Below are 14,816 nucleotides of genomic sequence, written 5' to 3' on the forward strand. Positions count from 1 at the left end.
TTTCTATTTTCATATCATACTTTTATGGACATCCATTGGCTATATTATTTGTCTTAATATTTCTTGTTATTACAATAATATCTTATGATAAAAACGTTTCTCTATACGTATCGTTATATACAGTTGGATCCGTATATGCTTTCTGCTTATTCAATTCATATATGTCGAAGTATGGCAATCCTTACTTTCTTGGTGGTAGTGATGATCTTGAATATGAATTATACGCATTGGATTTTGTTAATAGATATCGATGGTATGAATACTCTTTAATTAGAGGCAATGTTACAAGTGAATTTCATAATTCGGTTGGATATGTATATTTCATTTCTTTAATTATTAGGCTTGGCGAAACTTTTGGAGGGTATCATACTATGATGCCAAGGCTAATTAACTTATTTATCCTTGTTTTATTTTGCCAGGGGTTATATCGTCTTTGCAATAACAGCTTAAATATTGATAGGCGCGACGCATATTATATAATAATTCTCTTTGGTTTTAATCCATTTGTCTTGTATATATCTTCACATATATATAGAGACTTATTAATTGGTTTTTTATTTTTTTGTAGTATATATTTTGTATTATCTTATAGGTTATATTTTTCTATCTTAGTTGTTCCATTTTTGTCTTTCTTAGTTTACGAATTTAGACAAATGACAGCTGTGATGATGTTGTTTATAAGTCCTATGTTTTGGGTCTTTAAAATAAAGTTATCTTGGCTTAGAAGTTTAATTCTTCTTATTTCTATAGTGCCTATGTTTTTCTTTGTATTATATTTCGATGTTTTCGATAGGTTAACATCATACTCTGATATATATACTAATTATAGGATGGGATTAGCTGAAGGTTTATCATCAAAAATATTTTCTCTCCCTTTGTATTTCGGTTTGCCATTAAGAGTTTTATATTATTTTCTCACGCCTATTCCAGTGTTTTACTTAGAGTTTGATAAAATAACTTTAATGTTTAGTACCTTTCTACAATGTGTATCTTTACCTATCATTTTTCTTGGGATAAAGAGGGTTTTATTTCAAAAAGAAAATTATGGAATAAAGTTGATTATATTTACTTTCTCAATTTTATTAATAGGTTTAGCAGCCACTAGTTTTTCAATTAGACACATGATTATATTTTATCCATATTGGGTCATTTCTACGGTATATATATATCAAACAGATAATTTGGTTCGTAATACAATGAAAAGGGCATCTGGATTATTATTCATAGCTATCATGTTAATAGTTGTTTTTTATTTTTTATACAAGGTGTTGTTGTGAAGATTCTTATTCTTATTCCTGATGGTTATGCATGTATTACTTCAGCTGGTATTTTTAACTATAACTTCATTAGTTCTCTAATTAAAGAGTCAAAAGGCGAGTTTGAAATCGAACTACTCAGTTTTGATCTAGGAGATGATTATCTTTTTCTAGATAAAGATAAAAAGCAACAGTTAAACTTTAATAATGAATATTGTTTAAACTCCAATATTGTTAAACGCTGTTATCCTAGAGATAAAAATGATTTTTCAACTAATGATGTAGCTAGGAAAAATATTCTTTCGAAACTAAAAAAAGTATTTAAGTCATTTATACCTGACTATTTTGTTTTTGGGTTTTATGAAATGTTTAAGTGGCTAAAAGTTAATGCTGATAAATATGATGTGATCATATCTTTTTCTGACCCTAAAACGTCACATTTGTTTTCTTTTCTATCAAAGTTTATAGGTTGCAAAAAATCAATTCAGGTATGGGGTGATCCTTGGTACTTAGATATAACTAAAAAAACTAATTATATTCATAAAGCCATAGAGAGAAAAGTATTATATAGTGCAGATTTTATTTACTTTAGATCTTCTCCTACAAAAAATGCACAGGATAACCTATATCCAAAAATTAAAAATAAATCATTAGTCTTGCATCGAGGGTTTTGTGATGAAATAGAATCAGATATGACAATGAAACTAGATTTGAATTCAGTCAACTTTATGCATGCTGGTGACTACTTTCCAGATATTCGAGACATTTCTATTTTTACGAAGTGTGCTACAGCGCAGGGACACAAGATGACTTTAATTGGAAGTGCTCCTACGACTCTAAAGGAAGAACTTAATTGTATTAAAAATGTATCCCTGGTTCCTAGAATTTTACCTAGTGAAGTTAATTTACATATTGATAGTTGTGATTGCTTGATTGTACTACTAAATAAAACTGGAACTCAAATTCCAGGTAAAATATATGACCTGATACCAATACAGAAACCAGTTATATTGTTGTTAGATGGCGAAATAACAAATGATGATATTCCTTGCATTGATAGATTCATAGTAGTTAGAAATAATAAGGAAGATATTGAAAGTTTCTTCAGAAATAATCAGTCGTTAGAATGTTCAATTAAAACCAAATACAATAAGTATCATATTGATAACATAGTTAAAGATTTTATTGAGAAAGTAAAAGGAATATTATGAAGGTTGTATATTTTTTGCCTCACCCTAATCGGCATTATTATGATGTTTTTCGAAGAATAGATGGGATCGATCTTCAGTATGTTTTTCTTTCTGAGCAGCCTCACTACAGGAGAAGTGTAAACTGGAGCGTAGAAGGAATGGACTGTAAAGGGTGGAATGGTTGGAAAGACGTTATTGATAAGGTTAGATTTAGTGACATAGTCGTATGTGCTGGAATCGTTTATCCAACTAATTACATGCCTTTTATTTTTATGATAGCTAGACTTTTTTCAAAGCGAATTATTGTCGCAACAGAAGAAGTATCTTTTAAGAGAATAAACTCAAAAATACTAAAGTTTTTATTCAGGGTCGTATTTGACTCTAGTAAAGTTGATTGCTTATCTGTTGGAAATCGAGTCTCAAAATCTTATAAAGATTTGGGCATATCGAAGTGGAATTTTAGAAAGTTTGGTGGTTTTGAAAATAGAGTTGTAATAGAAAGGAAATCTTCAGAATCATTTAGGTTATTATCAGTGGGCTGTTTGAATGATAATAAAAATCATATGTCGATCTTGAAGGCGCTATCAAAAATAAACACATCCAAAAAAATAGACTTTCACTTAGCTGGTGAAGGAGAGTTAAGAGAAAAACTAATAGAGTATGGAAAGAACTTACCTAATAATATCAGGCTCATATATCATGGATACTGTGATGAAGATGAGTTAAATGTTCTTTATTCAAATACTGATGTTTACATACAACCATCTATACGCGACCGTTGGGGAGTAGTGGTATCACAAGCAATCGAAAATGCATTGCCTGTGATATTGTCATCAGGAGTGAGATCCGGAGATGGTTACCTTGTGGCACATGGGTTTAACGGGTTTATATATTCAGAAGCTGATCAATTATCCAAATATTTGGAGAGGATAATGATCGAGGAAGAGTATAATAATTTATCTGTTGGTGCTGGTGTAGTAAAATCTGTTTGGGGCATAGAAAATTCATCTGAACGACTTAAAGATTTTTTACTTGATAGACATGCCAAGTTTGAGTCTGGTCCTTTGTCATTAGGATAAGTAATGTATAAGAAACTATATGCAATTTTGCCAATTTATATTCAGAATTTAGTGTTTTCTGTTTATGGATATATTAATGACTTTCGACGTTATCCCACTAAATATTATGAAGTTGAGCGCGAAGTATTAAGAGGTAATAATAAGAATAGAGAAGAAATAATTTCCTTACAAAAGATAAAACTATCTGAACAACTGAAGAGTGCAGTAAAATCGACATTTTGGTCTAATAGGTTTAAGAAATATAATGTTGATATTAATGGTGACCCATTTTTTGAGTTAAATAAACTTCCCATCTTGACTAAGAAAGAGGTCAGGGACAATGTAGAGAATATTCTAATAAAAGATAGTACTTCTGTGGTTGGTATCTCTACCAGTGGAACTACGGGTGCTGGCCTGTCTTTTTATGAGTCAAGAGAGTCGGAATGGTATCGTTGGGCAACGTGGTGGCGGTATCGTTTCGATTATGGCGTGAACAAAAGAACATGGTGTGCGATTTTTTCAGGTAGAAGCTTTGTTTTTAATTCAAAACCTCCGTTCTACAGGATTAACTTTAGTGCAAGGCAATACTATTTTTGTGCGTATAATATATCTCTCGATAATATAGATAGTTATATCGAAGCTCTGAACTCTAAAAAAGCCCCATGGATTCATGGATACCCGTCCTTACTTTCACAAATATCAAGTCTAGCCCTAAAGAAAAAATTAAAGCTGCTATACAAGCCTAAGGTGGTTTCTATTGGTTCCGAAAGTTTGCAACCTTGGCAAGCAAAAGTCATAAATGAATTTTTTCGTGTAGAGCCAATACAACATTATGGCCTTGCAGAGTCTGTCGCTAATTTTTCTCAACGTAAAGATGAGAAGTGTTTAACGGTTGATGAGGATTTTTCTTACGTAGAATTTATTAATGATTCAATAGTAGGAACTAATTTTAATAACCCGGTTTTTCCGCTATTTAGATATCAAACGGGAGATTTAGCTGTCAATGTTGATGAAAGCACTTTTCCGAGGAAATTGGGAAGTGTTGAAGGTCGCTCTGATGATGTGATTGTCTTGGCAAACGGTATAAGAATTGGACGTGTCGGGCATGTGTTTAAAAATTTTTCTTCAATAGATCAAGTCCAGATTTATCAACCAAACTATGAAACTCTGATCGTTAGACTCTTAAAAAACGCAAGATGGAAAGAGGTTCATGAAGTTGAGCTGCGGCGTGCTTTAAATGATCTATTTTCAGGCAGAGTGAGCATCCTGATTGAAGACGAAACCAATATTTGTAGAACTAAATCTGGAAAAGTAAAATTTGTAATCTCTGAGGTTCATTAAATGAAACAAATACTACAAGACATGGCTAAAGGCGGTTCTAACCTTGTGGAAGCTCCTGCACCAAAAGCCTCAACAGGTAATTTATTAATTGATTCCAGCATTTCATTAATTTCTGCAGGCACAGAACGTATGCTCGTAGATTTTGGTAAAGCGAGTTTGTTAGATAAAGCCCGCCAGCAGCCAGACAAAGTAAAAATGGTGTTGGAAAAAGTGCAGACAGATGGCTTGATGACAACATTGGAAGCAGTGCAGTCTAAGTTGGCACAACCATTACCTTTGGGTTATTGCAACGTTGGTGTCGTTAACGCCGTTGGTGAGGGTGTTCAGGGCTTCAAAGAAGGTGATCGCGTTGTATCGAACGGCCCTCATGCAGATGTCGTTCGTGTGCCTAAAAATTTGTGCGCTTTAATTCCAGACAACGTATCCGATGAGGAAGCATCGTTTACGGTTGTGGCGAGTATTGGTCTACAAGGGATTCGTTTAGCTGAACCAACATTAGGTGAAGCGTTTGTGGTTACTGGTGTTGGCTTAATTGGTTTACTAACCGTTCAATTGCTGTGTGCTCAAGGTTGTCGGGTACTGGCGATTGATTACGATGATGCGAAGTTGGAGCTGGCGAAGCAATTCGGCGCGGAAGTTTGTAACCCTGGTAAAGGTGAAGATCCTGTTGCAGCTGGTATGGCATTTAGCCGTGGAAACGGCGTCGATGGCGTAATTATTACTGCTTCGACAAAATCAAATGATCCAGTGACACAAGCTGCACGAATGAGTCGTAAGCGCGGCCGCATTATCCTTGTTGGTGTGACTGGCTTAGAGCTAAATCGTGCGGATTTCTATGAGAAAGAACTAACCTTCCAAGTCTCTTGTTCTTATGGCCCTGGTCGCTACGATGCCAACTACGAAGATAATGGTCAAGATTACCCATATGCTTTTGTACGTTGGACTGAACAACGAAATTTCGAAGCTATCTTGGACATGATGGCCTCTGGCCAAGTTGATGTTAAACCACTTATTACTCATCGATTTAAATTTGAAGATGCAGCGCAAGCATATGAATTACTAACTTCTGATAAGTCAGCGCTAGGTATTTTGCTTCAATATCAGAGTGATTCCAGTGTTCGCCACGAAAAGTCTATCACACTTAACAGCGAAGCGACTTTTGAAGCATCTAAGCCTGTTGTTGGGTTTGTTGGGGCAGGGAACTACGCTTCTCGCATGTTGATCCCTGCGTTTAAATCGGGAGGCGCTCAACTACATACTATTGCCACTTCTGGTGGTATTAATGGAGTAACTCATGGCGAAAAAGCTGGTTTTGCAAAAACCACCACTGATACAAGCGCCATGATTTCTGACTCAGAAATTAACACAATTGCAATTGTTACGCGCCATAACAGCCATGCTCATTTTGTTTCTGAAGCGCTCAATGCAGGTAAAAACGTATTTGTAGAAAAGCCTTTAGCCGTCACTCTAGAAGAGCTTGCGGAAGTGGAAGCTACCTATTATTCGAAAGCATCTACTGCTTCAGCGCCAAAGTTAATGGTTGGCTTTAACCGCCGTTTTTCGCCTCAAGTGCAAAAAATGAAAGAGCTACTTTCGTCAGTGAAAGAACCTAAGAGCTTTATGATGACCATGAATGCTGGATCTATCCCTGCGGATCACTGGACGCAAGATAATGAAATTGGCGGCGGTCGTATTATTGGCGAGGCGTGCCATTTCATTGATCTAATGAGATACCTAGCTGATTCAGAGATTGTTTCTGTGCAGTGTCGTCGTATGGGTGATGTTGATAGTGTTGATATCACGGAAGATAAAGCTGCGATTATTCTTGGTTTTGCTGATGGTTCTTTCGGCACTATCCACTACTTAGCTAATGGTGCTGCTAACTTCCCGAAAGAGCGCGTAGAAGTTTTCGCAGCAGGTAGAGTGCTTCAACTAGACAACTTCCGTAAGTTAAAAGGTTTTGGTTGGCCTGGCTTTAGTAAAATGAATTTATGGAAACAAGACAAAGGGCAAACAGGTTGTGCGGCTGCTTTCCTTAGTGCTATTGAATCAGGTAAAGAGTCGCCGATTCCACCTCGAGAGCTATTCGAAGTAGCAAGAGTGACAATTGAAATAGCAGAGCAATTGCGTAAACAATGAGTCTCAAACTAAAAGCGCAAACTGCAAAGAACTTGGGTGTTCTCAATTTAGCCAGAGTGGCAGTTTACCAACTAGGTGTCCGAAGTGGATTAAACCCAGTTAAGCGTCTCAATCAAGCCTCGATATCGGGGCTTTTGTTTCGTCCTTTATCTGCTTCAGTTCAATGTAAATCTAGTCAGCGATACCAATTCTCCCCTTTTGGTTGGAAGCCGAAGCGATTAGTCAGTGAATTGCGATGGGCGGAGAGCGCATTAACTGGAAAATGCTACTCCAACATGAATAAACCTTGGTTTTGTTTGTCTGACTTTGATTCTAATGTTGGTGATATTAAAGGGATTTGGGAAGCATCTAGATTCGACTGGGTACTAGGCTTAGCGAAGGATTATCTTTCTGGAAGAGAGCAAGCGTTTGATGAGCTGAATGCAACTACGAAAGATTGGCTAAAACACAATTCTCCTTATTTGGGGCCGAACTGGAAGTGTGGTCAAGAAGCCTCAATAAGAGTCATGCATTTGGCTATGGCTGCTAAATTACTGAATCAAGTTGAAAGTCCTGAACCTGCACTGTTGGCATTTGTTAAAGCCCACTTAAAACGCATTGCTCCGACCATCTCTTATGCCGTTGCTCAAGATAACAACCATGGCACTTCGGAAGCTGCCGCCCTATTTATCGGTGGAAGTTGGCTTGTTTCCAGTGGTGATAAAAGCGCTATGCGCTGGCAAAAAATGGGGCGTAAGTGGTTAGAGAATCGAGCAAAGCATTTAATCGATTGTGATGGAACATTCAGTCAGTATTCAGTCAACTATCACCGAGTTATGTTAGATACTTACTCAATGGCAGAGCTATGGAGACGGGAACTTAATCTCAAGTCGTTTAGTCCGTCGTTGTATACAAAAATTGGTTTGGCGACTCAATGGTTATATCAGTTGATTCAAGAAGTAAATGGGGATGCACCTAATTTAGGTCATAATGATGGCGCAAGGTTGTTACCTTTAAGTGACTCGGATTATCGAGATTTTCGCCCAACGGTTCAGCTTGCCTCAGTCCTGTTCTTACAGTCATCTGCTTGGGAAAAAGCAGGTAGCTATGATGAGCCACTTAAACTTCTGGGATTAAGTAAATCTCAGCGAGTACTCAACCAACCGAGCTCATTCCATTTTGCGCAAGGTGGATACGCCGGATTAAGAAGCCAAACTGGAGCGTTTGCACTATTCAATTACCCTATATTTCGTTTTCGACCTGCTCAAAACGATGCTCTACATGTGGACTTTTGGCTTGATGGTGTAAACCTGTTAAGAGACGGTGGCACCTTTAGTTACAATGCTGGTCAAGCATATATCGATTACTATGGTGGAACGCAAAGTCATAATACTGTTCAGTTTGATGAGCATGAACAAATGCCACGCTTGAGCAGATTTCTCTTAGGTGCTTGGCTTAAGGCTGAAAATGTCCATTGGGATGAAGATCGCCAATATTGTAGCGCTAGTTACCGTGACTATTTGGGGTGCAGTCATAAAAGAGAGATTTCTCTTTCGAACAGTGCGCTGCGAGTTGTAGATGATATTCAAGGTGTACAGAACAAAGCGATACTACGTTGGCGCCTGAGTCCAGGGGAGTGGATGATAGAAGGCAATCGCATCACCAACCATATTCATTCTATAACGATAAATAGTAATACCGACATCAAACGACTTGAGTTAGTCGAAGGAAAAGAGTCTCGCTATTACTACCAAGAAACTTCCACTCCTGTTTTGGAAATCGAAGTAACGTCAGATGGCAAAATAACGACAGAGTATAATTACAGATAATGAATATTCTTTATTTTCACCAGCACTTTTCAACACCTAAAGGTTCCACAGGAATACGTTCCTACGGGATGTCAAAGCGCCTCATTCACCATGGGCATAATGTCACTATGGTATGTGGCACATATGGTGGAGGAGAGACAGGGTTAGAGTCAGAGTTTATTGGTGGCAAACGTGAGGGCGTCGTCGATGGTATCCGCATTATTGAATTTGATTTGGCGTATTCCAACTCAGATGGCTTTCTTAAAAGAAGCATGACATTTGTTAAATTTGCCCTAAAAAGTATCGGCTTAGCTTTTACGGAAAAATACGATGTATTGTTTGCAACAACAACCCCATTAACAGCGGGTATTCCAGGTATCTTTGCACGTTGGTTACGTGGAAAGCCGTTTGTATTTGAAGTAAGGGATTTGTGGCCTGAATTACCAAAAGAAATGGGGGTAATCAAAAACTCTATCATTTTGGGTTTGATGTCTCTATTAGAATGGGCGTCTTATCGAAGTGCGAATCGCTGTATTGGCCTTTCTCCTGGCATTGTCGAGGGAATCAAGAAGCGTGGAGTGCCTACAGACAAAATAGCGATGGTACCCAATGGCTGTGATCTCTCCATCTTTACTCAACCAAGCGAACCATGGCGACCAGAGGGTGTCACGCAAGAAGATTTGATGGCGGTTTTCACTGGCACTCATGGTATGGCGAACGGCTTGGATGCTGTCTTAGATGCAGCGACAGAGTTACAAAGCCGTGGCCGAAATGATATTAAGTTAGTTTTGGTGGGGCAAGGTAAGCTAAAACCACAATTGGAGGCCAAAGCTCAAGAGATGCAGCTGAATAACGTTGTATTTCACCCTCCTGTAAATAAGCAGAAGTTGGCGGGGTTAATGGCAAGTGCTGATGTTGGAATGCAAGTGTTGGCAAATATCCCTGCTTTTTATTACGGAACATCTCCGAATAAATTTTTCGATTATATTTCTGCGGGTCTCCCGGTGATTAATAACTATCCAGGTTGGCTAGCAGGGATGATAGAAGATTCTCAGTGTGGCTTTACTGTGGCTCCGGAAAATCCGCAGGCATTTGCAAATGCCTTAGAGCAGGCGGCAGATAATCGAGAGGCGCTTGTTAACATGGGGGCATCCGCTCGACAGCTTGCCGAAAGTCAATTTGACCGTCAGTTGTTAGCTGATAAATGGGTTCAGTGGGTAGTAGGAACGGCTCAATCAGATGTGAAATCTGCAGAGGTAAATAATGAAAAGGTTATTTGATTTCTGTGCCTCTTTATTTGGGCTTATTTTGCTTTCGCCAATTATCGCGCTCGTGGCTTGGAAAATACGTAAAAACTTAGGCTCGCCAGTGTTGTTTCGTCAAACTCGCCCTGGTTTGAATGGTAAACCATTTGAAATGGTTAAGTTCCGTACCATGAAAGATGCGGTCGATGCACAAGGAAATCCACTTCCTGATTCCGAGCGAATGACTCCGTTTGGAGACAAGTTGAGAAATTCAAGCCTTGATGAGCTTCCGGAGTTGTGGAACGTATTGAAAGGTGAGATGAGTTTAGTGGGGCCACGTCCTTTATTAATGCAGTACTTACCGCTTTATAGTCAAGAGCAAGCAAGACGTCACGAAGTAAGGCCAGGCGTAACGGGCTGGGCTCAAATTAATGGGCGTAATGCAATCAGCTGGGAAGATAAGTTTAAGCTCGATGTCTGGTATGTCGATAATCGTAACCTGTGGCTAGATATCAAAATTCTGTTCCTAACCGTTAAAAAAGTGTTTGTGAAGGAAGGAATATCGGCGGATGGCCATGTCACGATAGAACCTTTTACTGGTCAATCAAAGCAGAGCGAAATCAATGAATAGAACTTGCGCAATTTTAGGCGCTAGTGGTCACGGTAAAGTCGTTGCTGAAATTGCGGAGCTAAATGGTTATACAAACATTGAGTTTTTTGATGACCGCTGGCCAGAGTTGCAAAATGTTGAGCATTGGCCAGTCAAAGGGAATTCCGAAACCTTGTTAAAGGTAGCGGCGCAGTTTGATCTGACGGTCATAGCAGTCGGCAATAATAAAGTCAGGTTAGAAAAGCAGAAGCAACTGAGTATAGCTGGCGCTAAATTCTCTGTACTAGAGCACCCTAGGGCCACAATTAGTCGGCATAGTCAGCTTGATAAAGGTACGGTGGTCATGGCTGGTGCTGTCATCAACCCTTTTGTCAAAGTTGGTAAAGCATGCATTATTAACACGTCCTCAACGATAGATCATGACTGCCGTTTAGAGGATGGCGTACATGTTAGCCCTGGTTGTAATCTTGCTGGTGGGGTAACTGTCGGGGAGGGTACTTGGCTCGGTATCGGAAGCCAAGTTAAACAACTTATTTCCATTGGTACGGGGGTTATGGTAGGAGCGGGTGCGACTGTCGTGAACCATGTACCAGATTTGCAAACTGTTGTGGGTACGCCTGCACAGCTCGTAAACAAGTCAAAATAACATTCTTAGAATAATTTTTATTTAGGTGACATCGTGCTTAATACTCCATTTTCTCCATGGCCTTCTTTTACTCAAGAAGAAGCTGATGCAGTTAGTCGTGTACTACTGTCAAACAAAGTAAACTACTGGACGGGTAGTGAGTGCCGTGAGTTCGAAAAAGAATTCGCAGCTTGGGTTGGATGTGATCATGCTGTTGCACTAAGCAACGGTACCCTTGCACTCGATGTCGCGCTTAAAGCGTTAGCGATTGGTGAAGGGGACGAGGTCATTACGACGCCTAGAACGTTTCTTGCTTCTGCCTCTTCTATTGTTACGGCTGGCGCCAATCCTGTGTTCGCGGATGTGGATCTCAATAGCCAAGCCATCACGGCTGAGTCGATTGAAGCGGTGCTAACCCCTAAGACGAAAGCGGTCATTGTTGTTCATTTAGCTGGCATGCCTGCAGAAATGGATGCCATTATGGCACTTTCAGAAAAACATGGTTTTTCTGTTATTGAAGATTGTGCCCAAGCACATGGCGCAAAATACAAAGGGCGCAGTGTAGGCACAATTGGTCACATTGGTGCTTGGTCTTTCTGTCAAGATAAGATCATGACCACAGGCGGTGAAGGTGGCATGGTGACCACAAATGATAAAGATTTGTGGTCAAAAATGTGGTCTTACAAAGATCATGGTAAAAACTATGACGCGATTTATAACCGTCAACATCCACCGGGCTTTCGCTGGTTGCACGACAGCTTTGGAACCAACTGGCGTATGACTGAGCTACAAGCCGTGGTTGGTCGTATTCAATTGACTCGCATGTCAGAATGGACGGCAAAACGTCAAGCCAATGCGGCACAAATCGATGAGGCGGTTGCAGATCTCAATATCGTTCGCCGTGTTCACGTGCCTGAGCATTCGCAGCACGCAGAATACAAACACTACCTATTTGTTGAGCCTAAACATTTGGCAGTGGGCTGGACGAGAGATCGCATTGTGGAAACCATTGTAGAACGTGGCGTTCCGGCTTATCAGGGGAGCTGTTCTGAGGTGTATTTAGAAAAAGCATTTGATAATACGCCATGGCGACCAGAAAAACGCCTACCAAATGCGGTGCAGTTAGGTGAAACCAGTTTGATGTTTTTGGTCCATCCGACATTAACACCAGAAGAAGTTGCTAAAACCAGCTGCGTGATCCGTGAAGTGTTGTTAGAGGCGCAGAAGTAAACCTGTTCAGTCTGAGTGGGATGCATAAATAACAATGCCTTAACGCATCGTTATCTATAATTTTTTCCTACCAATGCGTCCCACTACTTGATGAAAAATGTAAAACGTCTGTTACGCATATTGCTTAAAAGATGCAATGCAGCGAGATAATATGCAAATAATGGTTCTATACATAATCATCAGGTTGTATAATCTTTGCTCAGGCTATCTCATAACATTAACTAGCATTACCACCAAACTCTTAAAAAATAAACTTGGGGTAATGAGGCTTACATACTGTCATGATTGAAAATAATTCCAAACTTAACGTCATTTGGTCTTTACCGAGATATCAAAAGCGCCTTATTAGTATCGGAGTGGATTTCTTTATTATCTCTGCAGCTTTTATGTTTGCTTATTGGTCTCGCATCGGTGAGTTCCGTCCACTTCCAGATACAAGCAGTCACTACGTATTGCTTGCCACCGTTGTTTGTACCCTTGCTGTCTTTGTCGCGTTTGGCCTCTACCGAGCGGTATTACGCTATTTAGGCTTTCATGTGCTGGCAGTCGTCGGGTTGGGTACTATTCTATCTGCGCTTTGTGTGGCCAGTTTTGCTTTCGCATTCGATGCCCAATTACCACGCTCGATTCCTTTTATTTATGCCGCTTTTCTAGCAATAGGAGTAGGGACTAGCCGTCTGTTAGTAAGAAGTTTGGTTGCTCAATCGGTACATAAGGCCGGAGATCCAGTCCTCATTTATGGTGCAGGTAGTGCTGGTCGTGAGCTTGCGTTTGCGCTGCGACAATCAGAAACCTACCGAGTTATCAGCTTTGTGGATGAAGATAAAACCCTGCAAAACACAATGTTAATGGGTTATCGAGTCTATACCGCAGATAATGCGATAAAGGCGATCAGAAAGCATGAAGTGAAAAAAATCTTACTGGCCATTCCTAGCGCTTCGAATAAACGTCGTAAGGAGGTTTTGGATCGAATCTCTAAACTTCCGGTTGAAATCCAAACCGTTCCAGATATGAAAGATATCCTTACGGGTAAGGCGAAAATTGATGAACTGAAAGAGGTTCCGATTGGTGATTTGTTAGGTCGTGATCCTGTTCAGCCGCAACAAGTTTTGATGGAAGCAAACATCAAGAACCAAGTGGTCATGGTGACGGGGGCTGGTGGCTCAATTGGTTCTGAGTTATGTCGTCAGATTTTGAACTACTCACCAAAGTCATTGATCTTATTTGAGCTGTCTGAGTTTGCCTTGTATCAGGTTCACAGTGAGCTAAGCCAAATCATCAAGGCTAAGCAGCTAAACATTGTGGTTGTGCCTCTAGTTGGCTCTGTACAGCGACAAAATCGCTTAGAAACCACCATGAAGGCGTTTGAAGTGGACACGGTTTACCATGCTGCAGCGTATAAACATGTTCCTCTGGTGGAGTATAACGTTGTTGAAGGTGTGCGAAACAATGTATTTGGCACTTACTACACAGCGCAAGCCGCGATTGATGCTGGTGTGAAGAATTTCGTTCTCATTTCTACTGATAAAGCCGTTAGACCAACGAACGTGATGGGTGCGACTAAACGCATGGCTGAGTTGGGTTTACAAGCGTTGGCGGAGCAACAAAATCGAATTCGTGAGAGCAAACCAAACCTTGGCACGCGCTTTTGTATGGTGCGCTTTGGTAATGTACTGGGTTCGTCAGGCTCGGTAATTCCTGTATTCAAAAGACAGATTGAGAAGCGAGAGCCTATTACGGTCACTCATAAAGACATTACTCGATACTTTATGACGATCCCGGAAGCCGCTCAGTTGGTCATTCAAGCAGGGGCAATGGGTAAAGGTGGCGATGTATTTGTTCTCGATATGGGGGAGCCAGTTAAGATTGTCGATCTAGCGAAGAATTTGGTTTATTTATCCGGCCTTGAAGTTAAAGATGAAAACAATCCTCATGGCGATATAGAAATTCTCTTCACTGGTTTGAGGCCTGGTGAGAAGTTATATGAAGAGCTGTTGATTGGGGATGATAATGTTTCCGAAACGGCACATGCTCGCATTATGACAGCCCAAGAAAGTTATTTGCCATTGAAAGAGTATGAGACCTTGATCGACAAGCTCGATGTTGCTTGCCACAACTTCCAACACGAAGTGATTCGTCGTTTACTGCTCGAGGCCCCTACAGGTTTTAACCCAGTAGATGGCATTGAAGACCTTGTATGGAAGCAAAATACTCGCACTGCGGAGTTATATACTTTTGAACTAAAGCAAAGTAATGCAAGTGAAACTTGATGCTTTTGTTTGATTGGTAAATAATAGAAAAATTAATAAGATATGCTTTCGTGGTGCTCGCTGTGG

Annotated in this window: 11 protein-coding genes; all 11 read left to right on the top strand. The window is 39.9% G+C overall.

The window, feature by feature from the left end:
* The first annotated feature begins 161 nt into the window (after nucleotides 1–161).
* The 11 genes from LIX84_RS13110 to LIX84_RS13160 all read left to right on the top strand — a co-directional run bounded on the left by LIX84_RS13110 (nucleotide 162) and on the right by LIX84_RS13160 (nucleotide 14,750).
* Entirely contained in the window at nucleotides 162–1,277 is a 1,116-nt protein-coding gene (locus LIX84_RS13110) for a hypothetical protein (protein WP_226421489.1), read from the top strand.
* A complete protein-coding gene (locus LIX84_RS13115) occupies nucleotides 1,274–2,467 on the top strand; it encodes a hypothetical protein (RefSeq protein WP_226421490.1) in 1,194 nt (397 codons plus the stop codon). The genes LIX84_RS13110 and LIX84_RS13115 overlap by 4 nt, the downstream gene beginning before the upstream one ends.
* Nucleotides 2,464–3,525: a glycosyltransferase gene (locus tag LIX84_RS13120; protein ID WP_226421491.1), complete on the top strand. Its 1,062-nt coding sequence runs from the start codon at nucleotides 2,464–2,466 to the stop codon at nucleotides 3,523–3,525. The genes LIX84_RS13115 and LIX84_RS13120 overlap by 4 nt, the downstream gene beginning before the upstream one ends.
* A 3-nt stretch (nucleotides 3,526–3,528) precedes the next feature.
* The gene (locus LIX84_RS13125; RefSeq protein ID WP_226421492.1) at nucleotides 3,529–4,845 is read left to right on the top strand and encodes a hypothetical protein; all 1,317 of its coding nucleotides are present in this window, start codon (nucleotides 3,529–3,531) and stop codon (nucleotides 4,843–4,845) included.
* A complete protein-coding gene (locus LIX84_RS13130) occupies nucleotides 4,846–6,984 on the top strand; it encodes a bi-domain-containing oxidoreductase (protein WP_226421493.1) in 2,139 nt (712 codons plus the stop codon). It begins immediately after the preceding gene.
* On the top strand, nucleotides 6,981–8,792 hold the full coding sequence (locus LIX84_RS13135) for a heparinase II/III family protein (protein WP_226421494.1): 1,812 nt from the start codon (nucleotides 6,981–6,983) through the stop codon (nucleotides 8,790–8,792). Before LIX84_RS13130 ends, LIX84_RS13135 begins: the two co-directional genes overlap by 4 nt.
* 68 nt (nucleotides 8,793–8,860) lie before the next feature.
* Nucleotides 8,861–10,051, top strand: coding sequence for a glycosyltransferase family 4 protein (locus LIX84_RS13140; protein WP_230417904.1), 1,191 nt, complete (start codon nucleotides 8,861–8,863; stop codon nucleotides 10,049–10,051).
* A complete protein-coding gene (locus LIX84_RS13145) occupies nucleotides 10,035–10,646 on the top strand; it encodes a sugar transferase (RefSeq protein ID WP_226421496.1) in 612 nt (203 codons plus the stop codon). The genes LIX84_RS13140 and LIX84_RS13145 overlap by 17 nt, the downstream gene beginning before the upstream one ends.
* On the top strand, nucleotides 10,639–11,271 hold the full coding sequence (locus tag LIX84_RS13150) for an acetyltransferase (protein ID WP_226421497.1): 633 nt from the start codon (nucleotides 10,639–10,641) through the stop codon (nucleotides 11,269–11,271). The genes LIX84_RS13145 and LIX84_RS13150 overlap by 8 nt, the downstream gene beginning before the upstream one ends.
* 33 nt (nucleotides 11,272–11,304) lie before the next feature.
* The gene (locus tag LIX84_RS13155) at nucleotides 11,305–12,480 is read left to right on the top strand and encodes a DegT/DnrJ/EryC1/StrS family aminotransferase (RefSeq protein WP_226421498.1); all 1,176 of its coding nucleotides are present in this window, start codon (nucleotides 11,305–11,307) and stop codon (nucleotides 12,478–12,480) included.
* Nucleotides 12,481–12,761: 281 nt separating this feature from the next.
* Nucleotides 12,762–14,750, top strand: coding sequence for a polysaccharide biosynthesis protein (locus LIX84_RS13160; protein ID WP_226421499.1), 1,989 nt, complete (start codon nucleotides 12,762–12,764; stop codon nucleotides 14,748–14,750).
* Nucleotides 14,751–14,816: the final 66 nt, after the last annotated feature.

The sequence above is a fragment of the Vibrio sp. E14 genome (assembly GCF_020515785.1).
Classification (GTDB): domain Bacteria; phylum Pseudomonadota; class Gammaproteobacteria; order Enterobacterales; family Vibrionaceae; genus Vibrio; species Vibrio diabolicus.

Coding starts and splice junctions, on each gene's coding strand:
- LIX84_RS13110 (WP_226421489.1), top strand. CDS start 162: ATGTCGAAGTATGGCAATCCTTACTTTCTTGGTGGTAGTGATGATCTT.
- LIX84_RS13120 (WP_226421491.1), top strand. CDS start 2,464: ATGAAGGTTGTATATTTTTTGCCTCACCCTAATCGGCATTATTATGAT.
- LIX84_RS13125 (WP_226421492.1), top strand. CDS start 3,529: ATGTATAAGAAACTATATGCAATTTTGCCAATTTATATTCAGAATTTA.
- LIX84_RS13130 (WP_226421493.1), top strand. CDS start 4,846: ATGAAACAAATACTACAAGACATGGCTAAAGGCGGTTCTAACCTTGTG.
- LIX84_RS13135 (WP_226421494.1), top strand. CDS start 6,981: ATGAGTCTCAAACTAAAAGCGCAAACTGCAAAGAACTTGGGTGTTCTC.
- LIX84_RS13140 (WP_230417904.1), top strand. CDS start 8,861: ATGTCAAAGCGCCTCATTCACCATGGGCATAATGTCACTATGGTATGT.
- LIX84_RS13145 (WP_226421496.1), top strand. CDS start 10,035: ATGAAAAGGTTATTTGATTTCTGTGCCTCTTTATTTGGGCTTATTTTG.
- LIX84_RS13150 (WP_226421497.1), top strand. CDS start 10,639: ATGAATAGAACTTGCGCAATTTTAGGCGCTAGTGGTCACGGTAAAGTC.
- LIX84_RS13160 (WP_226421499.1), top strand. CDS start 12,762: ATGATTGAAAATAATTCCAAACTTAACGTCATTTGGTCTTTACCGAGA.